The organism is Streptomyces sp. SAI-135 (assembly GCF_029893805.1).
Lineage (GTDB): Bacteria > Actinomycetota > Actinomycetes > Streptomycetales > Streptomycetaceae > Streptomyces.
Genome location: NZ_JARXYP010000002.1, coordinates 5,372,458 through 5,396,518, shown reverse-complemented (window position 1 = coordinate 5,396,518; position 24,061 = coordinate 5,372,458). Strand labels below are relative to the sequence as shown.

Genomic DNA, 24,061 nt, shown 5'->3' with positions numbered 1-24,061 from the left:
ACTGGACTCCTCAGGGGCGCGGGGAACTGCGCGACCAGCCCCCACCGGCCGCAGCCGCTTCACGACAGCCCGTGGCACCCCCGCACGCAAGGGCCCCGGCGGGCGCGCCGTGTCAGGCGGACCGGCAACCCGTCGCGGAACCTCCGCTCCCCGTCGGTCTCAGCCGTGAGCCGCCGCCAGGTGTCGGACGAGCCTCGGGGAGGCGAACTCCGTGCCGCACACGAAGCGCATCACCGGGCCGTAGGACGCCGCCGCCGGCAGGCCGGTGAAGTACAGGCCCGGTACCGAGGAGACATATCCCGCGCCGAGCCTCGGCGTGCCGCGGCTGACCGCCAGCGCGGTGCGCAGTCCGTGGCCGAGGAAGTCCATCGCGGCGAGGTCGACGCGGTAGCCGGTGGCCGCGATGACGTGGTCGGCGGATAGGCGGTCCAGCGCCTTGGTGTGGGAGAGGACCTCCAGCGTCGGACGGCCGTCGACCGTGTCCGCGTTGAGGATCCGGTCCACCTCGGTGACCTGGACCTTGTCCTCGAAGCGGTCGCGCAGCCACCACGCGCCGAGCGGGCCGAGGACCCGTCGCACCAGGTAGTGGCGGGCTGCGGCCGGGAGCCGCCGGTAGGGGTGCGGGCAGTAGGTCAGGGCCCACAGCGACCAGGCGCGCCCGAACGGCGACTCGGGCCGCAGCCTCGGCTGTTTCCACGGCGGCGCGCCGAAGTCCACGCTGCCGCGTCCGCGGGCGACCACCCTGACCTGGGCGCCCGCCTCCGCCGCGAGCGCGGCCGTCTCCAGCGCGGACTGCCCCGCCCCGACGACGATCAGCTCCTTGCCGGAGTAGCGGCCGAGGTCGTGGTGCTGGGAGCTGTGGGAGACGGGGCCGGTCGGCGCGGGCCCGTCGGGCACGGCGGCCGCCAGTTCCCGGGGCAGATGGGAGAGTCCCGACAGACCGGTGGCGACGACGACCGCCCGCGCGGTGAACGACTCCCCCGAGTCGAGCTTGAGCTGGAAGCCGCCCCGCTCGCTGCGGTCCACGGACACGACCCGCACCTGCTCCAGCCCGGGCACCAGCTTCTGCTGGAACCACCGGCCGTAGGCGATGAACGTCTCGACGGGGACGATGTCCTCGTCCGTCACCAGCCGACGGACGCCCGCCGCGTCGCAGTAGTCGACGAGGGTGTGCCCGCGCTGGGGCGCGTCGAGGTCGGAGGCGGCCGGGGTGGACTTGAGGAGCATGCCCGCGGGCATGTGCTCGCGCCAGCTGACCATGGGCTCGCCGAAGACGCGCACGGGGATGCCGCGCGCCCGCAGATGGGCCGCGGTCGACAGGCCGTAGGGCCCGGCGCCGATGACTGCTACCGGTTGGATCACGAAGTCCCTCCCCAGGACGTCACTTCGTCACTTCGTGCTGGTGCCGATGTTCACCTGGTCGTGCTGCCGCGCCGGTTGGTCCGCCAGAGCCGGTAGAGGTGCTTGGCACCGGGCCGCACGAACCTGCCGAGCATGGTGAGGAACGGCAGCGGGTCGTCCCCCGCGAACCAGGCCAGCTCGGTCCCGCTGGGCCGCGCCGGCGCGTGCGGGGTCGTATAGCCGCTGCGGCGGTAGGCGAGCAGCGCGGGCAGATCGATGTTCTCCACGACATAGCGGTGACCGGCCCGCTGCTCCCCTTCCGGGACGGCCCGGCCGGTCAGGTCCAGGTGCATGGCGCGGACGACGTCCACCCCCGCCTTGCTCTCGAAGAGCCGGAACTGGGCGCCCATGCGGGGGTTGAAGTCGAGCAGCTTGTACTGGCCGTCGCGCCGGTCGAAGCGCAGGTCGAGGTCGATGATGCCGGTGTAGCCGATCTGTTTGACGAATCGTGCGGCGAGGTCCGCGAGTTCCGGGTTGTCGACGACGTACGCGTGGGCCGTCATGCCCGCGTGCGGCGGCCAGGAGCGCACCTTGACCCCGGTGAACAGGGCCAGCGGCGCGGAGTTGCCGTCGAAGTAGGCGTGCACGATCCAGTCCTCGGCGCACTCCCGCGGCAGGTACTCCTGAAGGATCACCCCGGGCCGCTCGCCCCAGTCACGGGCGAGGGCGAGCAGCCCTTCACGGGTGGCGATGCGGGTGGTGCCGCCCACCGCGGGCCGCCGGCGCCGTACGAACGCCTCGCGGTTCTTGGCCACCACCGGGAAGCGGGCCTTCTCGGCGAAGGCCACGATGTCGTCGTACGACCGCGGGAAGGCGGCGTGCGGGCTGGCGATCCCGTGTTCCGCGCACAGTTCGTGCAGTCCCTGTTTGCTGGCCAGCCGGCGGGTGAGGCCGGGCTCCACACGCGGGAAGAGGAACCGGCCGAAGAGGTCGTTCTGGTGCTCGGCGATCAGGACCGCCGCCTCCTCGTCGGTCGGCACGAGGACGGCGGGGCGGCCGATGCGGCGCCCGATCCGGACCAGTCCCTCGACCAGCCGGCCCGGGTCCTCGGTGCCGGTCGTCGGCCAGACGAACGCGCGGGTGAGGTAGCGGGAGACGGCCGCGGGCGTGCAACGGTCCTCCGTGATGGCGTACATGGGCACGCCGAGGCGGCCCAGACTGCGGATCGCGCCGACCCCGCCGTGGTGCAGCGGGTAGTCGCCGAACTTGACGATCAGCGCCGGTACCTCGCGGTCGGCCTCGAACGGCACCCTGCTCGCGCTTCTGGCCACGGTCCCCCCACGCGTCCCCCCACGGACGCGAGCCCACGGACGCGAGCCCACGGTCGCGAGCCCGAGGACGCGATCCCACCCGTCCCGTCCGTGCCCGCCCGTGCCCGTCCGTGCCCGTCCGTGCTCGCAAAGGACGCTAAGCCGGAATGGAAGCCTCCGACCGTCCCTTAAGGGGACATTGCTAACTCTTTAGCCACATTGGCAGCTCTTCAGACACTCCCGTGACCGGCGTCCCGGACGTAACGTGTGGCGCGACCACCCGGACCGCCACGTGTGGCGCGACCACCCGGACCGCCACGTGTGCCGCGACCGCCAGGTCCGCCCGGCACGCGCGAGAGTGAGGCAGCACCCCATGCCCCCCTTCGATGTCCCCTACGACGTGCCCGAGGGCGACCCCTTCGGCCCGCACAACCTTCCGTACGGTGTCTTCTCGCCGTCGGGCTCGTCCGACCGGACCGTCGGCGTCCGGCTCGGCGACCACGTCCTCGACGCGGGCGCGGCCGCCGCCGCCCTCGGCTCCCCCTACGTCTCCCTGCTCGCCCGGCCCTCCCTGGACGCGCTCCTCGCCGCCGGCCGCACGGCCTGGTCGGACGTGCGGCGCGCGCTGACCGCGTGGGTGACGGTGCCGGCCCACCAGGAGGCGATCGCGGGCTTCTTCCACCCGCTGTCCTCGGTCGACCTGCACCTCCCCTTCGAGGTCGCGGACTACGTCGACTTCTACGCCTCGGAGAACCACGCGCGCAACGTCGGCCAGATCTTCCGCCCGGACGCCGCCGACTCCCTCACCCCCAACTGGAAGCACCTGCCGATCGGCTACCACGGCCGCGCGGGCACGGTGGTGGTCTCGGGCACGGACGTCGTACGGCCGTCGGGGCAGCGCAAGGCCCCCGCCGACGCGGCTCCCGTGTTCGGGCCGTCCGTGCGACTCGACATCGAGGCGGAGGTCGGCTTCGTGGTCGGGACGCCGTCCGCGCTCGGCCGGCCGGTGCCGCTCGGCGACTTCCGCGAGCACGTCTTCGGGCTGTGCCTGCTCAACGACTGGTCGGCACGGGACATCCAGGCCTGGGAGTACGTCCCCCTGGGCCCCTTCCTCGGCAAGTCGTTCGCCACCTCGGTGTCGGCGTGGATCACCCCGCTGGACGCGCTGGAGGAGGCGCGGGTGGCGCCGCCCTCGCGGACACACGAACTGCTGCCGTACCTGGACGACACCGCCTCCGACGTCGAACCGGGCGGCTACGACCTGCGGATCTCCGTCGCGATCAACGGCCATGTGGTCTCGGAGCCGCCCTTCTCCACCATGTACTGGACGGCGGCCCAGCAGCTGGCGCACATGACGGTCAACGGGGCCTCGCTCAGGACGGGCGACCTGTACGGCTCGGGCACGGTGAGCGGACCCTCCGCCGGCGAGCGCGGGTCGCTGCTGGAGCTGACCTGGAACGGCCGGGACGCGCTGGAACTCCCCGACGGGAAGCGGACGTTCCTGGAGGACGGGGACGTGGTGACGCTGTCGGCGTGGGCTCCTGGTCCGGACGGGGTCCGGGTGGGGCTGGGCGAAGTGGTGGGACGGGTGGTGCCCGGGGAGGTGTGAGGCATCCGGAGCCGTTCGAGTCCTGCCACGGGGGCTCCGGTCACGGCATACTGGCGGCGGGCGGTACGCGTGGGACGACGTGTCGACCGCCCCGCAGCGCTCACCGCACAGCCCCACCTCCCCTGTCTCCGATCAGGATCCGGAGCCCGTGGCATGACACTCTGCCTGCTCCTGCTGAGCACCGTCGCCGTGGCGGCCGCCGTGCCGGTGCCGCGCGCGCTCACCCGGGCCGCGTGGCCCGAACGGGAACCGGTGGTCGGGCTGTGGGTGTGGCAGTGCCTGGTCGCCACGGTGCTGCTGTGCTGTCTGACCGCGCTGGTGCTGGGCGCGGCGGCGGTCTTCCACACGGTCCGCGACCATGTGTTCGCCCCGGCGCCGCCGGCCGTGACCGCGGCCTACGACCTGTCGGCCGCCCCGGTCTGGGCGGTCGCCTCGACCCTGCTGCTGGCCGCCGGGGCCGCGTGGACCACGGCGATGCTGGCCCGTGAGCTGGTCGAGGCCCGCCGGCGCCGGGGCCTGGCCCGTGAGCATCTGCGGGAGCGCGCGCCGGATCTGCCGGCCGGCCTCGGGACGGCGACGCGCGGTCCGCTGCTGGTGCTGGAGGACGAGTACCCGGACGCGTGGTGGATGCCCGGGAATCCGCCGCAGCTCATCGTGACGACGGGCGCGCTGCACCGGCTGACCGACCACCAGCTGGACGCCGTCCTCACGCACGAGCGCGGTCACGCCCGGGCCCGCCACGACTGGCTGCTCCACCTCTCGACCGCGCTGGCCACGGGGTTCCCGCGGGTGCCGCTGTTCGCCCACTTCTGCGACCAGACACACCGGTTGGTGGAGCTGGCGGCGGACGACACGGCGTCACGGCGGTGCGGCCACCTGACGACGGCGCTGGCCCTCATCGAACTGAACCAGCACCGGGGCGTGCTCTCCTGCGCGTCCAGTCACCGGCTGCTCGGTGAGCGGGTGGACCGGTTGCTGGAGCCGCCGCCGCGGTTGCTGCGCAGGCAGCGGGCGCTGACGTCCGCGACGGCTGCGCTGGTGCCGTTGCTGCCGCTGCTGATCGTGTTCGGGCCGGGGTTGTCGGCTCTGGCGTAGCGGCGGCTCCAGGCCGAGCCGGCCACCGCTGTCCTGCCCGGACGACGTCCGTGCCTCCGGACGCCCGGCGGTCGCTATGTCCAGTCGTCCTCGGGCTCCGGGTCCGCGTCCATCTCCGGCCAGTGGTCGGCCCCGGGGTCCGCGTCATCGGTGCGGTCGGGTGTCCGCGTGGCCGGCCCGCCGTCCGCGAGACCGGCCAGCACTCCGATCACGCCCTCGCCGTAGGTCACCAGCTTCTTCTCGCCGACTCCGCTGACCCCGCCGAGCTGCTGCACCGAGGTCGGCCAGGCCGTCACGATCTCCCTGAGCGTGGCGTCGTGGAAGATGACGTACGCCGGGACGCCCTGTTCACGGGCCTGTTCGGCGCGCCAGGCCCGCAGTGCCTCGAACGCCGGCACCAGCGCCTCGGGCAGCTCGGCCACCGCGGCCTTGGCCTTGCCGCGCCCGGACGAGGAGCCCGTCGACCTGGCGGTCGCCGGTTTCTTCGGTTCCTTGCGCAGCGGCACCTCCCGCTCCCTGCGCAGCACCGCCCCGCTCGCCTCGGTCAGCACCAGCGTGCCGTAGTCCCCCTCGACCGCGAGCAGTCCCTGGGCCAGCAACTGCCGTACGACTCCTCGCCATTCGCCCTCGGAGAGCTCCTCCCCGATGCCGAACACGGACAGCTGGTCGTGGTCGAACTGGATGACCTTGCCGGTGCGCTTGCCGAGCAGGATGTCGACGATCTGCACGGCCCCGAACTTCTGCCCGCGCTCCCGCTGGAGCCGCACGATCGTCGACAGGACCTTCTGCGCGGCGACCGTGCCGTCCCAGGTCTCGGGCGGGGTGAGGCAGGTGTCGCAGTTGCCGCAGCCGGTGGGCTCCGGGTCCTGGCCGAAGTAGTTCAGGAGCTGCGCGCGCCGGCACTGCGCGGTCTCGCACAGCGCGAGCATGGAGTCCAGGTGGGCGGCCGCCCGGCGCCGGAAGGCCTCGTCGCCCTCGCTGGACTGGATCATCTTGCGCTGCTGGATGACGTCGTTGAGGCCGTAGGCCATCCACGCGGTGGACGCCAGTCCGTCGCGCCCGGCGCGGCCCGTCTCCTGGTAGTAGCCCTCGACCGACTTGGGCAGGTCGAGGTGGGCCACGAAGCGGACGTCCGGCTTGTCGATGCCCATGCCGAAGGCGATGGTCGCCACCACGACCAGGCCGTCCTCGCGAAGGAAGCGGGACTGGTGGGCGGCGCGGGTGCCCGCGTCCAGGCCGGCGTGGTACGGGACCGCCTCGATGCCGTTGCGGGAGAGGAACTCGGCGGTGGCCTCGACGGACTTGCGGGAGAGGCAGTACACGATGCCCGCGTCGCCCGGGTGCTCCTCGCGCAGGAAGGCGAGGAGCTGCTTCTTGGGGTCGGCCTTGGGGACGATCCGGTACTGGATGTTGGGCCGGTCGAAGCTCGCCACGAAGTGCCGGGCCGCCGGCATGTCCAGCCGCTGGGTGATCTCCTCGTGGGTGGCACGGGTGGCCGTCGCGGTGAGCGCGATCCGCGGGACGTCGGGCCAGCGCCGGCCGAGCACCGACAGCGTCAGGTAGTCGGGGCGGAAGTCGTGGCCCCACTGGGAGACGCAGTGCGCCTCGTCGATGGCGAAGACGGCGATCTTGCCCCGGGAGAGGAGGTCCTGCGTGGCGTCGAGGCGCAGCCGCTCCGGCGCGAGGTAGAGCAGGTCCAGCTCTCCGGCGAGGAACTCGGCCTCGACCACGCGGCGCTCGTCGAAGTCCTGCGTGGAGTTCATGAACCCGGCGCGCACGCCGAGCGCCCTGAGCGCGTCCACCTGGTCCTGCATGAGCGCGATGAGCGGTGAGACGACGATGCCCGTGCCGGGTCTGACGAGGGACGGAATCTGGTAGCACAGCGACTTGCCGCCGCCGGTGGGCATGAGGACGACGGCGTCCCCGCCGGCCACCACATGCTCGATGATCTCTTCCTGCTCGCCGCGGAAGGCGTCGTATCCGAAGACCCGGTGCAGCGTGGCCAGTGCCTCGCTGTCGCTCGCGTCCGGTGTCCCGGTGATCCCTGGCATCTCGCTGATACCGCCCATCCCGCCCATAGTCCCGTCCCCCGTACGTCGTCCCTCGACCACTGCCTCCACGATAGGGGCCGGGACCGACAGCGTCGGAGTTATCCACAGGCCGGTGAGGACGGCTCGGTGACGTTCCGTCGTCATTCGAACGGCGGATGTCACATGGCGCACTCGTTCGATGCGGGGACATGCTGCTGGGGCGGGCTGGGGAGGCCCGCTCCTCCGACGGACGGCGCCTCACCCGCGCGCCCCTCCCGCCTCAAGCGCCTCAAGGAGAACGACCATGGCCTCTCGGCCCCTGAAGGCAGTGCTCACCGTCGCGGCGGCAGCGGCCTTCTCACTGACCGCCGTGCCCGCGCAGGCAGCCGACCCGGACCCGTCCGTCTGGACGGAGCTGTCCCATACGTACGGGGCCACCGGCGCGTACGCCTACGAGCCGTACGCCGTCGCCGACGGTTTCGCCCCGACGCCCTGCACGCCCGGCACGGGCTACCGCTACGTCAACCAGGCGAACGTCGGGCAGACCGACGCGGCGAAGCCCGCGGCCCTCCTCTACGAGGACGGCCCGTACGGGCGCAGGCTCATCGGGGTGGAGTGGGTCGTGAAGGCGGAGTCGGGTGCCGCCGCGCCGGCGATGTTCGGTCAGACGTTCCAGCAGCCGGTCGATCTGCCGGAGGTGGGATCGAGCTACACGCTGCGGGCCTGGATCTACAAGACGAACCCCAGCGGTCTCTTCAGCGCCACGCACCCCGATGTGACGTGCTCGGCGGACTCGGGCGCGGATGCGGACGCGGACGCTGACTCGATCCCGGACCTGGACCTGGATCTGGACCTCGACGGCCTGATCCCGGACCTGGACGACCTGATCCCGGATCTGAACCTGGATGTGTGACCGCATACGGCGGGCCCCGGCTCCCTCGAAGGGAACCGGGGCCCGCCGTATGAACCGGGTCCGGCCAACTCCGGTCAGCGCACGAAGACTCCGGCCTGGTTCGCCAGGTCCAGGAAGTACTGCGGCGCGACACCGAGGACCAGCGTGACCGCGACGCCGACCGCGATCGCCGTCATCGTCAGCGGCGACGGCACGGCGACCGTCGGTCCCTCCGGGCGCGGCTCGCTGAAGAACATCAGCACGATCACCCGGATGTAGAAGAACGCGGCGATCGCCGACGAGATGACACCGACCACGACGAGCGGGGCCGCGCCGCCCTCCGCCGCCGCCTTGAACACGGCGAACTTCCCCGCGAAGCCGGAGGTCAGCGGGATACCGGCGAAGGCCAGCAGGAACACCGCGAACACGGCCGCCACCAGCGGCGAACGGCGGCCGAGACCGGCCCACTTGGACAGGTGCGTCGCCTCACCACCGGCGTCGCGGACCAGGGTGACCACCGCGAACGCGCCGATCGTCACGAACGAGTACGCGGCCAGGTAGAAGAGGACCGACGACACTCCGTCCGGCGTGGTGGCGATGACACCGGCGAGGATGAACCCGGCGTGCGCGATCGACGAGTACGCGAGGAGCCGCTTGATGTCGGTCTGGGTGATCGCGACGATGGCGCCGCCCAGCATGGTGACGATCGCGACGGCCCACATGACCGGCCGCCAGTCCCAGCGCAGGCCCGGGCAGGACGACGTAGAGGATCCTCAGCAGCGCGCCGAAGGCGGCCACCTTGGTCGCCGCCGCCATGAAGCCGGTGACCGGGGTCGGGGCGCCCTGGTAGACGTCCGGAGTCCACATGTGGAACGGCACCGCGCCCACCTTGAACAGCAGACCCATGACGATCATCGCGGCGCCGATCAGCAGCAGCGCGTCGTTGCCCATGGTGTCGGCGAGTGCCGGGTCCACCGTGCCGATGGTGCCGTCGACGACCTGCGCGACGGTGCCGTACGACACCGAGCCCGCGTAGCCGTAGAGCAGCGCGATGCCGAACAGGGTGAAGGCGGAGGCGAACGCACCGAGCAGGAAGTACTTGACCGCGGCCTCCTGCGACATGAGCCGCTTGCGGCGGGCCAGCGCGCACAGCAGGTACAGCGGGAGCGAGAAGACCTCCAGGGCCACGAACAGTGTCAGCAGGTCGTTGGCGGCCGGGAAGATCAGCATGCCGGCGACGGCGAAGAGCAGCAGCGGGAACACCTCGGTGGTGGTGAACCCGGCCTTGACGGCCGCCTTCTCACTGTCGCTGCCCGGAACCGAGGCGGCCTGCGCGGCGAACGAGTCGACGCGGTTGCCGTGGGTCTCGGGGTCCAGCCTGCGCTCGGCGAAGGTGAACAGGCCGACCAGGGCCGCCAGCAGGATCGTGCCCTGGAGGAACAGGGCAGGTCCGTCGACGGCGATCGCGCCCATGGCCGCGATGCCCGCCTTGGTGGTGGCGTATCCGTCGGCGGCCAGGGCGACGACCGCCGCGAAGGCGGCGCACAGGGCCACGACGGAGACGAACAGCTGGGCGTAGTAACGGGACTTGCGCGGGACGAAGGCCTCGACGAGGACTCCGATGATCGCCGCGCCCACGATGATCAGGGTGGGCGACAACTGCCCGTATTCGATCTTCGGCGCGTCGATCTTCGAGATCGGGTCGGCCGCGGTTGTCCACAGGCTGTGGACGGCTGTTGCGCTCACTTGGCCGCCTCCACCTCGGGCTTGGGGTCCTTCTTGTGTACGTCGGACATGGTCGACTTCACCGCCGGGTTCACGATGTCCGTGACGGGCTTCGGGTAGACGCCCAGGAAGATCAGCAGGACGACCAGCGGGGCGACGACCACCAGCTCACGCAGTCGCAGGTCGGGCATCGCGGAGACCTCCGGCTTCACCGGGCCCGTCATCGTCCGCTGGTAGAGGACGAGGGTGTAGAGCGCGGCGAGCACGATGCCGAAGGTGGCGATGATGCCGATCACCGGGTAGCGCGCGAAGGTGCCGACCAGGACCAGGAACTCACTGACGAAGGGCGCGAGCCCGGGCAGCGAGAGAGTCGCCAGACCGCCGATCAGGAAGGTGCCGGCGAGCACCGGGGCGACCTTCTGGACACCGCCGTAGTCGGCGATGAGCCGCGAGCCGCGCCGCGAGATCAGGAAGCCGGCCACCAGCATCAGCGCGGCCGTCGAGATCCCGTGGTTGACCATGTAGAGGGTCGCGCCGGACTGGCCCTGGCTGGTCATCGCGAAGATGCCCATGATGATGAAGCCGAAGTGGGAGATCGACGCGTACGCCACAAGGCGCTTGATGTCGCGCTGGCCGACCGCGAGCAGCGCCCCGTAGATGATGCTGATCACCGCGAGGACGAGGATCGCGGGTGTGGCCCACTTGCTGGCCTCCGGGAAGAGCTGGAGGCAGAAGCGGAGCATCGCGAAGGTGCCCACCTTGTCGACGACCGCGGTGATGAGGACGGCGACCGGGGCGGTGGCCTCCCCCATCGCGTTGGGCAGCCAGGTGTGCAGCGGCCACAGGGGCGCCTTCACCGCGAAGGCGAAGAAGAACCCGAGGAACAGCCAGCGTTCGGTGTTGGTCGCCATGTCGAGCGTGCCGTTGGCGCGCGCCTCGGCGATCTCCTGGAGGCTGAAGTTCCCGGCGACGACGTACAGGCCGATGACCGCGGCCAGCATGATCAGGCCGCCGACCAGGTTGTAGAGCAGGAACTTCACCGCGGCGTACGAGCGTTGGGCCGCCGCGTTCTCGTCCGAGCCGGCGTGGGCCCGGTCCCCGAAGCCGCCGATGAGGAAGTACATCGGGATCAGCATGGCTTCGAAGAAGATGTAGAACAGGAAGACGTCGGTGGCCTCGAAGGAGATGATCACCATCGCCTCGACGGCCAGGATCAGGGCGAAGAAGCCCTGCGTCGGCCGCCACCGCCTGCTTCCGGTCTCCAGCGGGTCGGCGTCGTGCCAGCCCGCCAGGACGATGAACGGGATCAGCAGGGCGGTCAGTGCGATGAGCGCGACCGCGATGCCGTCCACGCCCAGTTCGTAGCGGACCCCGAACTCCGCGATCCAGGCGTGCGATTCGGTGAGCTGGTAGCGGGCGCCGTCCGGGTCGAAGCGGACCAGGACGGTGATCGCGAGGGCGAGGGTGGCGAGCGAGACGAGCAGCGCCAGCCATTTGGCGGCGGTGCGCCGCGCGGCCGGCACGGCGGCCGTGGCGATGGCCCCGAGTGCCGGGAGCACCGCCGTCGCTGTCAGCAGAGGAAAGGACATCGGTATCAGACCGCCCTCATCAGCAGGGTCGCGGCGACGAGGATCGCCGCACCGCCGAACATCGAGACCGCGTACGACCGCGCGAAGCCGTTCTGCAGCTTGCGCATCCGGCCGGAGAGGCCGCCGACCGAGGCCGCCGTGCCGTTGACCACTCCGTCGACCAGGGTGTGGTCGACGTACACCAGGGACCGCGTGAGGTGCTCTCCGCCGCGGACCAGGACGACGTGGTTGAAGTCGTCCTGGAGCAGGTCGCGCCGGGCGGCCCGGGTGAGCAGCGACCCGCGCGGGGCGACGACCGGGACCGGGCGCCTGCCGTACTGGAGCCAGGCGATCGCGACGCCGATGACCATCACGGTGACCGTGGCCGCCGTGACCGTGGCCGCGCTGATCGGCGCGTCCCCGTGGCTGTGCCCGGTGACGGGCTCCAGCCAGTGCAGGAACCGGTCGCCGATGCTGAAGAAGCCGCCCGCGAAGACCGATCCGAAGGCCAGCACGATCATCGGGATCGTCATGGACCTGGGGGACTCGTGCGGGTGCGGCTCCGCGTGCTCGCCGTGGTGCTCGGCGGCGGGCTCGGCGCTCGGGGCCTCCGGGGAGCGGGTGGGCTGGTTCTTCCAGCGCTCCTCTCCGAAGAACGTCATCAGCATCACGCGCGTCATGTAGAAGGCGGTGATGGCCGCACCCAGCAGGGCGCAGGCGCCGAGGATCCAGCCCTCGGTGCCGCCCTTGGCGAAGGCCGCCTCGATGATCTTGTCCTTGGAGAAGAAGCCCGACAGGCCCGGGAAGCCGATGATGGCCAGGTAGCCGAGGCCGAACGTCACGAAGGTGATCGGCATGTACTTCCGGAGGCCGCCGTACTTCCGCATGTCGACCTCGTCGTTCATGCCGTGCATGACCGATCCGGCGCCGAGGAAGAGCCCGGCCTTGAAGAAGCCGTGGGTCACCAGGTGCATGATCGCGAAGACGTAGCCGATGGGGCCGAGGCCCGCGGCGAGGACCATGTAGCCGATCTGCGACATCGTCGAGCCGGCGAGGGCCTTCTTGATGTCGTCCTTCGCGCAACCGACGATCGCACCGAACAGGAGCGTGACCGCGCCGACGACGGTGACGACGAGCTGGGCGTCGGGCGCGAGGTTGAAGATGTTGGCGGAGCGGACGATCAGGTAGACGCCCGCGGTCACCATGGTCGCCGCGTGGATGAGGGCCGAGACGGGGGTCGGGCCCTCCATCGCGTCCCCGAGCCAGGACTGGAGCGGCACCTGGGCGGACTTGCCGCAGGCGGCGAGCAGCAGCATCAGGGCGATGCCGGTGAGCGTGGCCTCGGAGGCGCCGGTGACGAGTCCGGGCTCCTCGTGGCTGCCGAGGACCGGGCCGAAGGCGAAGGTGCCGAACGTCGTGAACATCAGCATGATCGCGATCGACAGGCCCATGTCGCCGACGCGGTTGACCAGGAATGCCTTCTTGGCCGCGGTGGCCGCGCTGGGCTTGTGCTGCCAGAAGCCGATCAGCAGGTAGGAGGCGAGGCCGACGCCCTCCCAGCCGACGTAGAGCAGCAGGTAGTTGTCGGCGAGGACGAGCAGCAGCATCGCCGCGAGGAACAGGTTCAGATAGCCGAAGAAGCGGCGGCGGCGCTCGTCGTGCTCCATGTAGCCGATGGAGTACAGGTGGATGAGCGAGCCGACGCCGGTGATCAGGAGCACGAACGTCATCGACAGCTGGTCGAGGCGGAAGGCGACGTCCGCCTGGAAGCCCTCGACCGGGATCCAGCTGAACAGGTGCTGGGTGAGCGTGCGGTGCTCGGCGTCCTTGCCGAGCAGGTCGGCGAAGAGGACGGCGCCGAACACGAAGGAAGCGCCGGCGAGGATGGTGCCGATCCAGTGACCGACGGCGTCCAGCCGCCGGCCGCCGGTGAGCAGGACCGCCGCTCCGAGCAGGGGCGCCGCGATCAGCAGCGCGATCAGGTTCTCCACGATTCAGCGACCCCTTACAGCTTCATCAGGCTGGCGTCGTCGACCGAGGCCGAGTGGCGGGAACGGAACAGCGACACGATGATCGCGAGCCCGACCACGACCTCCGCGGCGGCGACGACCATCGTGAAGAAGGCGATGATCTGGCCGTCGAGGTTGCCGTGCATCCGGGAGAAGGCGACGAACGCGAGGTTGCAGGCGTTGAGCATGAGCTCGATGCACATGAACACGACGATGGCGTTGCGCCGGATCAGCACGCCGGTGGCGCCGATCGTGAACAACAGGGCGGCGAGGTAGAGGTAGTTGACCGGGTTCACTTCGACGCCTCCTTCTTGAAGCCGGCCGGTTCGATCCCGGTCCGCTCCAGGCGTTCCTCGGCGCGCTGCTCCAGGGCCTTCAGGTCGTTCAGAGCCTCTGTCGAGACGTCCCTGATCTGGCCGCGGTCGCGCAGGGTCTTGCTGACCGTGAGCTCGGAGGGGGTGCCGTCGGGCAGCAGGCCCGCGATGTCCACCGCGTTGTGCCGGGCGTAGACGCCGGGGGCGGGCAGCGGCGGGACGTGCTTGCCCTCGCGGACGCGCTTCTCGGCCAGCTCGCGCTGGGTCAGGGCGCGCTCGGTGCGCTCGCGGTGGGTGAGCACCATGGCGCCGACGGCTGCCGTGATCAGCAGGGCGCCGGTGATCTCGAAGGCGAAGACGTACTTGGTGAAGATGAGCGTGGCGAGCCCTTCGACATTGCCCCCGGAGTTGGCCTGACCGAGGCCGTTGAACTGGTTGAGGGAGGCGTTGCCGATGCCCGCGAACAGCAGGATGCCGAAGCCGAGCCCGCACAGCAGGGCCAGCCAGCGCTGCCCCTTGATGGTCTCCTTCAGGGAGTCCGCCGCGGTCACGCCGACGAGCATCACCACGAACAGGAACAGCATCATGATCGCGCCGGTGTAGACGACGATCTGGACGACGCCGAGGAAGTAGGCGCCGTTGGCGAGGTAGAACACCGCCAGGATGATCATGGTGCCGGCGAGACAGAGCGCGCTGTGCACGGCCTTCCTCATGAAGACGGTGCACAGGGCGCCGATCACGGCGACGGTGCCGAGGACCCAGAACTGGAAGGCCTCGCCGGTGGAGGTGGCGGAGGCGGCGAGCTGAAGGGGCGCGGTCATCGGCCGATCACCTTCTCCGATGCCGGTTCGTCCTCACCGAAGGTGGAGTCGGCCTCCTGGACCACCTCGCCCTTGGATACCGCGACCTGGGGCACGGTGCCGGGCGCCGCCTCGGTGACCAGGCCCCGGTAGTAGTCCTGCTCGTCGGTGCCGGGGTAGATGGCGTGGGGCGAGTCGACCATGCCCTCTTCGAGGCCGGCGAGCAGCTGCTCCTTGGTGTAGATGAGGTTGGCGCGGCTGGAGTCGGCCAGCTCGAACTCGTTGGTCATCGTCAGCGCGCGCGTGGGGCACGCCTCGATGCACAGCCCGCACAGGATGCAGCGGGCGTAGTTGATCTGGTAGACGCGGCCGTACCGCTCGCCCGGCGAGTAGCGCTCCTCGTCGGTGTTGTCGGCGCCCTCCACGTAGATGGCGTCGGCGGGGCAGGCCCAGGCGCACAGCTCGCAGCCGACGCACTTCTCCAGGCCGTCCGGATGGCGGTTGAGCTGGTGCCGTCCGTGGAACCGCGGAGCGGTGGTCTTCTGCTGCTCCGGGTACTGCTCGGTCAGCCGCTTCTTGAACATGGCCTTGAAGGTCACGCCGAAGCCGGCGACGGGGTTCATGAAGCCGGGCTTCAACTGCTCGGTCTCCTTGGGCTCCTCAGCCATCGGACGCCTCCTTTCCATCCGTAGAACCACTCAGCGGTCCGTCACTGTGAGTATCGGGCCCGCCACTGACAATCAGCTCCCGCTCCTGGCGCGAGCGGCGCCTGGGCACCGGCGGCAACTCCTGTCCCGGCAGCGGCGGAACGGGGAACCCGCCCGCCATCGGGTCGAACCCGGCCGGCTGTTCGGCGGGCTGCGCGGCCGCCTTCGACTTCTCGCGGAACATGTCGGCGACGAAGGAGAGCAGCAGCAGGACCAGGACCGCGCCGCCGACGTAGAGGGCGATGTCGGCGAAGTCGTAGTTCTCGTTGCGCAGGGTCCGCACGGTCGCGACGAGCATCAGCCACACCACGGAGACCGGGATGAGGACCTTCCAGCCGAGCTTCATCAGCTGGTCGTAGCGGACGCGCGGGAGCGTGCCGCGCAGCCAGATGAAGAAAAACAGCAGCAGCTGCACCTTGATCACGAACCAGAGCAGCGGCCACCAGCCGTGGTTGGCGCCCTCCCAGAAGGTGCTGACGGGCCAGGGGGCCCGCCAGCCGCCGAGGAAGAGCGTGGTCGTCACGGCCGAGACCGTCACCATGTTCACGTACTCCGCGAGCATGAACAGCGCGAACTTGATCGACGAGTACTCGGTGTTGAAGCCGCCGACCAGGTCGCCCTCGGACTCCGGCATGTCGAAGGGGGCGCGGTTGGTCTCACCGACCATCGTGATGACGTAGATGATGAAGGAGACCGGCAGCAGGGCGATGTACCAGCGGTCCTGCTGGGCCTCGACGATCGCCGAGGTCGACATCGACCCGGAGTAGAGGAACACCGAGGCGAAGGCGGCGCCCATGGCGATCTCGTACGAGATCATCTGCGCGCAGGAGCGCAGACCGCCGAGGAGCGGGTACGTCGACCCGGAGCTCCAGCCCGCGAGGACGATGCCGTAGATGCCGACCGAGGCGACCGCGAGGATGTAGAGCATCGCGATCGGCAGGTCGGTGAGCTGCATCGCGGTGCGGTGGCCGAAGATCGAGACCTCGTTGCCGGACGGGCCGAAGGGGATCACCGCGATCGCCATGAAGGCCGGGATGGCCGCGACGATCGGCGCGAGGACGTAGACGACCTTGTCCGCGCGCTTGACGATGACGTCTTCCTTCAGCATCAGCTTCACGCCGTCGGCGAGCGACTGGAGCATGCCCCAGGGGCCGTGCCGGTTGGGGCCGATGCGCAGCTGCATCCAGGCGACGACCTTGCGCTCCCACACGATGGAGAACAGCACGGTCACCATCAGGAACGCGAAGCAGAAGACGGCCTTGACGACGACGAGCCACCAGGGGTCGGTGCCGAACACCGAGAGGTCTTCCGCGGCGAGGTACGGGCTCATGCCTCCACCTCCTGGGGAGCTTCGGCTGCGAGCGTCGCCGGGCCGATGTGGACGAGGGAGCCGGGCAGCACCCCGGCGTCGGAGGCGACGCCCCCGCCGGTGGAGTTCAGCGGGAGCCAGACCACGCGGTCGGGCATCTCGGTGATCTGCAGCGGCAGTTCGACGACTCCGGTCTTGCCGGTCACGGCGAGGAGGTCGCCTTCCTTGACGCCCACCTCGGCGGCCGTCGCGGCCGACACACGCGCGCGTGCCGCGTGCCGGGTCCCGGCGAGCGCCTCGTCCCCCTGCTGGAGCAGGCCCTGGTCGAGGAGCAGCCGGTGTCCAGCCAGCACGGCCTCACCGGCGGCGGGCCGCGGCAGCTGGGCCCCGGTCTCGAAGGGTTCGGTGCCGCGCGCTCCGTCCCAGGGGCCGAGCCGGTCGATCTCCGCGCGGACCGTGCGCAGGTCCGGCAGGCCCAGGTGCACGTCCATGGCGTCGGCGAGCATCTGGAGCACCCGTGCGTCGGTGGGCGCGAGGCGGCGGGTCATCTGGTCGGGCTTGAGAGCCGCCTCGAAGAAGCGCACCCTGCCCTCCCAGTTGAGGAAGGTGCCGGCCTTCTCGGCGACCGCGGCCACCGGCAGGACGACGTCCGCGTGCTCGGTGACCTCGCCGGGACGCAGTTCCAGCGACACCACGAACCCGACCTCCTGGAGCGCCTCACGCGCGCGTGCCGGGTCGGGCAGGTCGGCGATCTCGACGCCCGCGACCACCAGGGCCTGGAGTTCGCCGGAGACCGCGGCCTCGACGATCTGACCGGTGTCGCGGCCGTAGCGGTGCGGGAGTTCGGCCACACCCCAGACGGAGGCGACCTCCTCACGCGCGCGCGGGTCGGTGGCCGGGCGCCCGCCCGGCAGCAGCGACGGCAGCGCGCCCGCCTCGACGGCACCGCGCTCCCCGGCCCGCCGCGGGATCCACACGAGCTGCGCCCCGGTCGCGGAGGCGGCCCGTACGGCGGCGGTGAGGCCCCCGGCCACGGCGGCCAGCCGCTCGCCCACGACGATCACCGCGCCCTCGGTGCGCAGGGCCTCGGCGGCCCTGCTGCCGTCGTCCTCCAGGCCGACCCCGCCGGCGAGTGCGTCCAGCCACTCGGTCTCGGTGCCGGGGGCGGCGGGCAGCAGGGTGCCGCCCGCCTTCTCCAGTCCGCGGGTGGCGTGGGTGGCGAGGGAGAAGACCTTCTGGCCGTGCTTGCGCCAGGCCTTGCGCAGCCTCAGGAAGACGCCGGGCGCCTCCTCCTCGGCCTCGAACCCGACCAGCAGGACCGCCGGTGCCTTCTCCAGGGCGGAGTACGTGACGCCCGTACCGTCGAGGTCACGGCCGCGGCCCGCGACCCGCGCGGCCAGGAAGTCGGCCTCCTCACTGCTGTGCACGCGCGCGCGGAAGTCGATGTCGTTGGTGTCGAGCGCCACGCGCGCGAACTTGCTGTACGCGTAGGCGTCCTCGACGGTGAGGCGGCCGCCGGTGAGGACTCCGGTCCGGCCGCGCGAGGCGAGCAGCCCCTGGGCGGCGATCTGGAGCGCCTCCGGCCAGGACGCCGGAACCAGCTCGCCCTCGGGGTTGCGGACCAGCGGGTGCTCCAGCCGGTCCCGCTGCTGTGCGTAGCGGAAGGCGAAGCGCCCCTTGTCGCAGATCCACTCCTCGTTGACCTCGGGGTCGTTGGCCGCGAGCTTGCGCATGACCTTGCCGCGCCGGTGGTCGGTGCGGGTGGCGCAGCCGCCCGAGCAGTGCTCGCACACGCTCGGGGAGGACACCAGGTCGAAGGGGCGGGAGCGGAATCGGTACGCCGCCGAGGTGAGCGCGCCGACCGGGCAGATCTGGATGGTGTTGCCGGAGAAGTACGACTCGAAGGGGTCGCCCTCGCCAGTGCCGACCTGCTGGAGCGCGCCCCGCTCGATCAGCTCGATCATGGGGTCGCCCGCGACCTGGTTGGAGAAGCGGGTGCAGCGGGCGCACAGCACGCACCGCTCACGGTCGAGCAGCACCTGGGTGGAGATCGGGACGGGCTTCTCGTAGGTCCGCTTCTTGCCCTCGAAGCGGGACTCGGCCTGCCCGTGGGACATCGCCTGGTTCTGCAGCGGGCACTCGCCGCCCTTGTCGCAGACCGGGCAGTCCAGCGGGTGGTTGATGAGGAGGAGCTCCATCACACCGTGCTGGGCCTTCTCGGCGACCGGCGAGGTGAGGTGGGTCTTCACCACCATCCCGTCGGTGCAGGTGATGGTGCAGGAGGCCATCGGCTTGCGCTGGCCCTCGACCTCGACGATGCACTGGCGGCAGGCGCCGGCCGGGTCCAGGAGGGGGTGGTCGCAGAACCGGGGGATCTCGATGCCGAGCTGCTCGGCGGCCCGGATGACCAGGGTGCCCTTGGGCACGCTGATCTCGGCGCCGTCGATCGTCAGCGAGACGAGATCCTCCGGCGGGACCGCCGCCTCTCCCCCGCCTGAGGGAGCGTTGGTGGTCACAGTCATGCGTTCACCTCCGTGCGGTCGGCCCAGGCCGTCGACCTGGCCGGGTCGAAGGGGCAGCCGCGGCCCGTGATGTGCTGCTCGTACTCCTCGCGGAAGTACTTCAGCGAGGAGAAGATCGGCGAGGCGGCGCCGTCACCGAGGGCGCAGAAGGACTTGCCGTTGATGTTGTCGGCGATGTCGTTCAGCTTGTCGAGGTCGGACATGACGCCCTTGCCCGCCTCGATGTCGCGCAGCAACTGCACGAGCCAGTACGTGCCCTCGCGGCACGGGGTGCACTTGCCGCAGGACTCGTGGGCGTAGAACTCGGTCCAGCGGGTGACGGCACGGACCACGCAGGTCGTCTCGTCGAAGCACTGGAGCGCCTTGGTGCCGAGCATGGATCCGGCGGCGCCGACGCCCTCGTAGTCGAGGGGGACGTCGAGGTGCTCGTCGGTGAACATCGGCGTGGAGGAGCCGCCCGGCGTCCAGAACTTCAGCCGGTGCCCGGGCCGCATGCCGCCGCTCATCTCCAGGAGCTGGCGCAGCGTGATGCCGAGCGGGGCCTCGAACTGGCCGGGGTTGGCGACATGGCCGCTGAGCGAGTAGAGCGTGAAGCCGGGGGACTTCTCGCTGCCCATCGACCTGAACCAGTCCTTGCCCTTCTGGAGGATCGCGGGAACCGACGCGATCGACTCCACGTTGTTCACCACAGTGGGGCAGGCGTAGAGGCCCGCGACCGCGGGGAAGGGGGGACGGAGCCGCGGTTGGCCACGGCGGCCTTCGAGCGAGTCGAGCAGTGCGGTCTCCTCACCGCAGATGTACGCCCCGGCCCCGGCGTGCACGGTGATGTCGAGATCGAGGCCGCTGCCCAGGATGTTCTGTCCGAGGTAGCCGGCCGCGTAGGCCTCGCTCACGGCCGAGTGCAACCGCCGCAGCACGGGGACGACTTCACCGCGGAGATAGATGAAGGCGTGCGAGGACCTGATGGCGTAACACGCGATGATCATGCCCTCGATGAGGCTGTGCGGGTTCGCGAAGAGGAGCGGGATGTCCTTGCAGGTGCCCGGCTCCGACTCGTCGGCGTTGACCACCAGATAGTGCGGCTTTCCGTCTCCCTGCGGAATGAACTGCCACTTCATCCCGGTGGGGAATCCGGCGCCGCCGCGGCCGCGCAGACCGGAGTCCTTGACGTACGCGATCAGGTCGTCCGGTGACATCGCGAGCGCCTTGCGGAGTCCCTCGTACCCCTCGTGCCTCTTGTAGACGTCCAGCGTCCAGGACTTGTCCTCGTCCCAGAAGGCCGACAGCACGGGTGCGAGCAGCTTCTCGGGGCTGGTGTCTTTCAGTTCGGGTGCCAAGGTCATCACTCCCCCTCCTCGGCGGCGGGCCCGGCCGGATGGGCCGGGTCGGAGGCCGACGTGTCCTGTGGCGCGTCGTGTGAGCTCAGGTGCTCTGTCGGGGACGGCTCATGGACATCCCTGTCCTCAGGGGCGCCCTCGCGTGGATGGACCACGCGAGCCGGTCCGGTCTCTCCCTTGGCCAGGCGGAGACCCACCAGCGACGCGGGTCCGGCCGCGCCGCTCGCCTCGACGGCACCGGGCCGCTCGTCGGGGAAGCCGGCGAGGATCCGCGCGGTCTCCTTGAAGGTGCACATCGGCGCCCCGCGCGTGGGCTCGACCGGACGCCCCGCGCGCAGGTCGTCGACGAGGCGCTTGGCGGTGTCCGGGGTCTGGTTGTCGAAGAACTCCCAGTTGACCATCACGACCGGCGCGAAGTCGCAGGCCGCGTTGCACTCGATGTGCTCCAGGGTGACCTTGCCGTCGTCGGTGGTCTCGCCGTTGCCGACGCCCAGGTGCTCCTGGAGCTCGGAGAAGATCGCGTCGCCGCCCATGACCGCGCACAGCGTGTTGGTGCAGACCCCGACCTGGTAGTCACCGGAGGGCTTGCGCCGGTACATGGTGTAGAAGGTGGCCACCGCGGTGACCTCGGCCGTGGTCAGCCCCAGCACGTCCGCGCAGAACTGCATCCCGGTGCGCGTGACGTGCCCCTCCTCCGACTGCACGAGGTGCAGCAGCGGCAGGAGCGCCGAACGGGAGTCCGGGTAGCGGGCGATGATCTCGCGCGCGTCCGCCTCCAGCCGGGCTCGGACGTCGTCCGGGTAAGCGGGTGCGGGCAGTTCGGGCATGCCCAGGCTGACGCCCCGCTCGGAAGAACTGGTGGTCACCGGTCGACGCCTCCCATCACGGGGTCGATGGACGCGACAGCGACGATGACGTCGGCGACCTGGCCGCCCTCGCACATCGCCGCCATGGCCTGAAGGTTGGTGAAGGACGGGTCGCGGAAGTGGACCCGGAAGGGGCGGGTGCCGCCGTCGGACACGGCGTGCACCCCGAGTTCGCCCTTGGGCGACTCGACGGCCGCGTACGCCTGTCCCGGCGGGACGCGGAAGCCCTCGGTGACCAGCTTGAAGTGGTGGATCAGGGCCTCCATGGAGGTGCCCATGATCTTCTTGATGTGGTCGAGGGAGTTGCCGAGCCCGTCGGGTCCCAGGGCGAGCTGGGCGGGCCAGGCGATCTTCTTGTCGGCGACCATGACCGGTCCCGGCTGGAGCCGGTCCAGGCACTGCTCGACGATCCTGAGCGACTGGCGCATCTCCTCCAGGCGGATCAGGAAGCGCCCGTAGGAGTCGCAGGTGTCGGCGGTCGGCACGTCGAACTCGAAGGTGTCGTAGCCGCAGTAGGGCTGGGCCTTGCGCAGGTCGTGCGGCAGGCCGGTGGAGCGCAGGATGGGGCCGGTGGCGCCGAGGGCCATGCAGCCCGCCAGGTCCAGGTAGCCGACGTCCTGCATACGGGCCTTGAAGATGGGGTTCCCGGTGGCGAGCTTGTCGTACTCCGGGAGGTTCTTCTTCATCTTCTTCACGAACTCGCGGATGTGGTCCACCGCGCCGGGCGGCAGGTCCTGGGCGAGTCCGCCGGGGCGGATGTACGCGTGGTTCATCCGCAGGCCCGTGATGAGCTCGTAGATGTCGAGAATCATTTCACGATCACGGAATCCGTAGATCATGATCGTGGTGGCGCCGAGTTCCATGCCGCCGGTGGCGATGCACACCAGGTGCGAGGAGAGCCGGTTCAGCTCCATCAGGAGCACCCGGATCAGGGTGGCCCGGTCGGGGATCTGGTCCTCGATGCCGAGGAGCTTCTCGACGGCGAGGCAGTAGGCGGTCTCGTTGAAGAAGGACGTCAGGTAGTCCATGCGCGTCACGAACGTGGTGCCCTGCGTCCACGTGCGGAACTCGAGGTTCTTCTCGATGCCGGTGTGCAGGTAGCCGATGCCGCAGCGGGCCTCGGTGACCGTCTCGCCGTCGATCTCCAGGATCAGGCGGAGCACCCCGTGGGTGGAGGGGTGCTGGGGCCCCATGTTGACGACGATGCGCTCGTCGTCGGCCTTGGCCGCGCTCTGGACGACCTCGTCCCAGTCGCCACCGGTGACCGTGTAGACGGTGCCCTCGGTGGTCTCGCGCGGAGTTGCGTGCTGCGTGCTCATGAGTACGACCTCCGCTGGTCCGGAGCCGGGATCTGGGCGCCCTTGTACTCGACGGGGATGCCGCCGAGGGGGTAGTCCTTGCGCTGCGGATGGCCCTGCCAGTCGTCCGGCATCATGATCCGCGTCAGGGCCGGGTGGCCGTCGAAGACGATCCCGAAGAAGTCGTAGGTCTCGCGCTCGTGCCAGTCGTTGGTCGGGTACACCGACACCAGGGACGGCACGTGCGGGTCGGCGTCCGGGGCGCTGACCTCCAGGCGGATCAGCCGGTTGTGGGTGATCGAGCGCAGGTGGTAGACGGCGTGCAGCTCGCGGCCCTTGTCGTGGGGGTAGTGGACCCCGCTGACGCCGGTGCAGAGCTCGAAGCGCAGGGCCGGGTCGTCGCGCAGGGTCCGCGCGACCCGCAGCAGGTGCTCGCGCTCGACGTGGAAGGTGAGCTCGCCGCGGTCGACGACCGTCTTCTCGATCGCGTTGTCGGGGAGCAGTCCCTGCTCCTCCAGCGCGCCCTCCAGCTCGTCGGCGACCTCGTCGAACCAGCCGCCGTAGGGGCGGGCCGCCGGTCCCGGGAGGCGGACCGAGCGGACCAGGCCGCCGTAACCTGAGGTGTCGCCGCCGTTGTTGGCGCCGAACATGCCGCGCTGGACGCGGATCTCCTCACCGCCCTCGCCGCGCTGGCCGGGGAGGTTGGAGGCGCCGAGATCCTTCTCGGGGTTCACCCCGTTCGACGCGCCATGGGCACCGTTCGCGTCGCTCATCGCAGCAGCCCCTTCATCTCGATCGTGGGCAGGGCCTTGAGCGCCGCCTCCTCCGCCTCGCGGGCCGCCTCCTCGGCGTTCACGCCGAGCTTGGAGGACTGGATCTTCTGATGGAGCTTGAGAATCGCGTCCATCAGCATCTCCGGCCGTGGCGGGCAGCCGGGCAGATAGATGTCGACCGGGACGATGTGGTCGACGCCCTGCACGATCGCGTAGTTGTTGAACATGCCGCCCGAGGAGGCGCAGACCCCCATGGAGATGACCCACTTGGGGTTCGGCATCTGGTCGTAGACCTGCCGGAGCACCGGCGCCATCTTCTGGCTGACCCGGCCGGCGACGATCATGAGGTCCGCCTGGCGGGGTGAGCCGCGGAAGACCTCCATGCCGAAGCGGGCCAGGTCGTAGCGTCCGGCGCCCGTGGTCATCATCTCGATGGCACAGCAGGCCAGGCCGAAGGTGGCCGGGAAGACGGACGCCTTGCGCACCCAGCCCGCGGCCTGCTCGACGGTGGTCAGCAGGAAACCGCTCGGCAGCTTTTCTTCGAGTCCCATGAGTT

General features: G+C 70.5%; 18 protein-coding genes and 1 pseudogene. 3 read left to right on the top strand and 16 right to left on the bottom strand.

Going from position 1 to position 24,061, the window contains the following annotated elements; translation table 11 throughout:
* Nucleotides 1-159: 159 nt before the first annotated feature.
* A complete protein-coding gene (locus tag M2163_RS29020; protein WP_280895456.1) occupies nucleotides 160-1,362 on the bottom strand; it encodes an FAD-dependent oxidoreductase in 1,203 nt (400 codons plus the stop codon).
* Between the two features lie 50 nt (nucleotides 1,363-1,412).
* Nucleotides 1,413-2,672: an ATP-grasp domain-containing protein gene (locus M2163_RS29015; RefSeq protein ID WP_280895455.1), complete on the bottom strand. Its 1,260-nt coding sequence runs from the start codon at nucleotides 2,670-2,672 to the stop codon at nucleotides 1,413-1,415.
* Between the two features lie 352 nt (nucleotides 2,673-3,024).
* Here M2163_RS29015 and fahA point away from each other — a divergent pair, with 352 nt between their 5' ends.
* Nucleotides 3,025-4,260 carry a fumarylacetoacetase gene (fahA, locus tag M2163_RS29010; protein ID WP_280895454.1) on the top strand — a complete coding sequence of 412 codons (1,236 nt, stop codon included), beginning with the start codon at nucleotides 3,025-3,027 and terminating at the stop codon, nucleotides 4,258-4,260.
* Between the two features lie 153 nt (nucleotides 4,261-4,413).
* Entirely contained in the window at nucleotides 4,414-5,355 is a 942-nt protein-coding gene (locus M2163_RS29005; protein ID WP_280849928.1) for a M56 family metallopeptidase, read from the top strand.
* Nucleotides 5,356-5,429: 74 nt separating this feature from the next.
* Here the strand turns inward: M2163_RS29005 and recQ are convergent, their stop codons facing one another.
* Nucleotides 5,430-7,433 (bottom strand): DNA helicase RecQ, encoded by a 2,004-nt coding sequence (gene recQ, locus M2163_RS29000; RefSeq protein ID WP_280897332.1) that lies wholly within the window; start codon nucleotides 7,431-7,433, stop codon nucleotides 5,430-5,432.
* A gap of 256 nt (nucleotides 7,434-7,689) precedes the next feature.
* Between recQ and M2163_RS28995 the strand changes: the two genes are divergently transcribed.
* Nucleotides 7,690-8,298 (top strand): hypothetical protein, encoded by a 609-nt coding sequence (locus M2163_RS28995; protein ID WP_280849929.1) that lies wholly within the window; start codon nucleotides 7,690-7,692, stop codon nucleotides 8,296-8,298.
* Between the two features lie 74 nt (nucleotides 8,299-8,372).
* Here the strand turns inward: M2163_RS28995 and nuoN are convergent.
* From nuoN to M2163_RS28930, 13 genes and pseudogenes are all read right to left on the bottom strand, one after another.
* Nucleotides 8,373-10,023, bottom strand: a pseudogene (gene nuoN / locus M2163_RS28990) (NADH-quinone oxidoreductase subunit NuoN).
* Nucleotides 10,020-11,591, bottom strand: a complete 1,572-nt coding sequence (locus M2163_RS28985) for an NADH-quinone oxidoreductase subunit M (protein WP_280895453.1) — start codon at nucleotides 11,589-11,591, stop codon at nucleotides 10,020-10,022. The pseudogene nuoN and the gene M2163_RS28985 overlap by 4 nt, the downstream one beginning before the upstream one ends.
* Before the next feature lie 5 nt (nucleotides 11,592-11,596).
* A complete protein-coding gene (nuoL, locus tag M2163_RS28980) occupies nucleotides 11,597-13,561 on the bottom strand; it encodes an NADH-quinone oxidoreductase subunit L (RefSeq protein ID WP_280895452.1) in 1,965 nt (654 codons plus the stop codon).
* 14 nt (nucleotides 13,562-13,575) lie between these two features.
* Nucleotides 13,576-13,875 carry an NADH-quinone oxidoreductase subunit NuoK gene (nuoK, locus tag M2163_RS28975; RefSeq protein ID WP_003974374.1) on the bottom strand — a complete coding sequence of 100 codons (300 nt, stop codon included), beginning with the start codon at nucleotides 13,873-13,875 and terminating at the stop codon, nucleotides 13,576-13,578.
* On the bottom strand, nucleotides 13,872-14,714 hold the full coding sequence (locus tag M2163_RS28970; RefSeq protein WP_280849933.1) for an NADH-quinone oxidoreductase subunit J: 843 nt from the start codon (nucleotides 14,712-14,714) through the stop codon (nucleotides 13,872-13,874). The genes nuoK and M2163_RS28970 overlap by 4 nt, the downstream gene beginning before the upstream one ends.
* A complete protein-coding gene (gene nuoI / locus M2163_RS28965) occupies nucleotides 14,711-15,361 on the bottom strand; it encodes an NADH-quinone oxidoreductase subunit NuoI (protein WP_280849934.1) in 651 nt (216 codons plus the stop codon). Before nuoI ends, M2163_RS28970 begins: the two co-directional genes overlap by 4 nt.
* Complete coding sequence (gene nuoH / locus M2163_RS28960; RefSeq protein WP_280895451.1) at nucleotides 15,354-16,730, bottom strand: NADH-quinone oxidoreductase subunit NuoH; 1,377 nt, start codon at nucleotides 16,728-16,730, stop codon at nucleotides 15,354-15,356. Before nuoH ends, nuoI begins: the two co-directional genes overlap by 8 nt.
* Complete coding sequence (locus M2163_RS28955) at nucleotides 16,727-19,231, bottom strand: NADH-quinone oxidoreductase subunit G (protein WP_280849936.1); 2,505 nt, start codon at nucleotides 19,229-19,231, stop codon at nucleotides 16,727-16,729. The genes nuoH and M2163_RS28955 overlap by 4 nt, the downstream gene beginning before the upstream one ends.
* On the bottom strand, nucleotides 19,228-20,577 hold the full coding sequence (nuoF, locus tag M2163_RS28950) for an NADH-quinone oxidoreductase subunit NuoF (protein ID WP_280849937.1): 1,350 nt from the start codon (nucleotides 20,575-20,577) through the stop codon (nucleotides 19,228-19,230). Before nuoF ends, M2163_RS28955 begins: the two co-directional genes overlap by 4 nt.
* Complete coding sequence (gene nuoE / locus M2163_RS28945; RefSeq protein ID WP_280849938.1) at nucleotides 20,574-21,434, bottom strand: NADH-quinone oxidoreductase subunit NuoE; 861 nt, start codon at nucleotides 21,432-21,434, stop codon at nucleotides 20,574-20,576. Before nuoE ends, nuoF begins: the two co-directional genes overlap by 4 nt.
* Nucleotides 21,431-22,753 (bottom strand): NADH-quinone oxidoreductase subunit D, encoded by a 1,323-nt coding sequence (locus tag M2163_RS28940; RefSeq protein WP_280849939.1) that lies wholly within the window; start codon nucleotides 22,751-22,753, stop codon nucleotides 21,431-21,433. Before M2163_RS28940 ends, nuoE begins: the two co-directional genes overlap by 4 nt.
* Nucleotides 22,750-23,505, bottom strand: coding sequence for an NADH-quinone oxidoreductase subunit C (locus M2163_RS28935; RefSeq protein ID WP_280849940.1), 756 nt, complete (start codon nucleotides 23,503-23,505; stop codon nucleotides 22,750-22,752). The genes M2163_RS28940 and M2163_RS28935 overlap by 4 nt, the downstream gene beginning before the upstream one ends.
* On the bottom strand, nucleotides 23,502-24,056 hold the full coding sequence (locus M2163_RS28930; protein WP_007383964.1) for an NADH-quinone oxidoreductase subunit B: 555 nt from the start codon (nucleotides 24,054-24,056) through the stop codon (nucleotides 23,502-23,504). The genes M2163_RS28935 and M2163_RS28930 overlap by 4 nt, the downstream gene beginning before the upstream one ends.
* Nucleotides 24,057-24,061 lie beyond the last annotated feature (5 nt).

What these genes read in the sequence shown, in the direction of transcription:
- M2163_RS29005 (WP_280849928.1), top strand. Translation starts at nt 4,414, where the DNA reads ATGACACTCTGCCTGCTCCTGCTGAGCACCGTCGCCGTGGCGGCCGCC.
- M2163_RS28995 (WP_280849929.1), top strand. Translation starts at nt 7,690, where the DNA reads ATGGCCTCTCGGCCCCTGAAGGCAGTGCTCACCGTCGCGGCGGCAGCG.
- M2163_RS28955 (WP_280849936.1), bottom strand. Translation starts at nt 19,231, where the DNA reads ATGACTGTGACCACCAACGCTCCCTCAGGCGGGGGAGAGGCGGCGGTC.
- M2163_RS28935 (WP_280849940.1), bottom strand. Translation starts at nt 23,505, where the DNA reads ATGAGCGACGCGAACGGTGCCCATGGCGCGTCGAACGGGGTGAACCCC.
- M2163_RS28930 (WP_007383964.1), bottom strand. Translation starts at nt 24,056, where the DNA reads ATGGGACTCGAAGAAAAGCTGCCGAGCGGTTTCCTGCTGACCACCGTC.
- M2163_RS28985 (WP_280895453.1), bottom strand. Translation starts at nt 11,591, where the DNA reads ATGTCCTTTCCTCTGCTGACAGCGACGGCGGTGCTCCCGGCACTCGGG.
- M2163_RS28940 (WP_280849939.1), bottom strand. Translation starts at nt 22,753, where the DNA reads ATGAGCACGCAGCACGCAACTCCGCGCGAGACCACCGAGGGCACCGTC.
- recQ (WP_280897332.1), bottom strand. Translation starts at nt 7,433, where the DNA reads ATGGGCGGGATGGGCGGTATCAGCGAGATGCCAGGGATCACCGGGACA.
- nuoI (WP_280849934.1), bottom strand. Translation starts at nt 15,361, where the DNA reads ATGGCTGAGGAGCCCAAGGAGACCGAGCAGTTGAAGCCCGGCTTCATG.
- M2163_RS28970 (WP_280849933.1), bottom strand. Translation starts at nt 14,714, where the DNA reads ATGACCGCGCCCCTTCAGCTCGCCGCCTCCGCCACCTCCACCGGCGAG.
- fahA (WP_280895454.1), top strand. Translation starts at nt 3,025, where the DNA reads ATGCCCCCCTTCGATGTCCCCTACGACGTGCCCGAGGGCGACCCCTTC.
- nuoH (WP_280895451.1), bottom strand. Translation starts at nt 16,730, where the DNA reads ATGAGCCCGTACCTCGCCGCGGAAGACCTCTCGGTGTTCGGCACCGAC.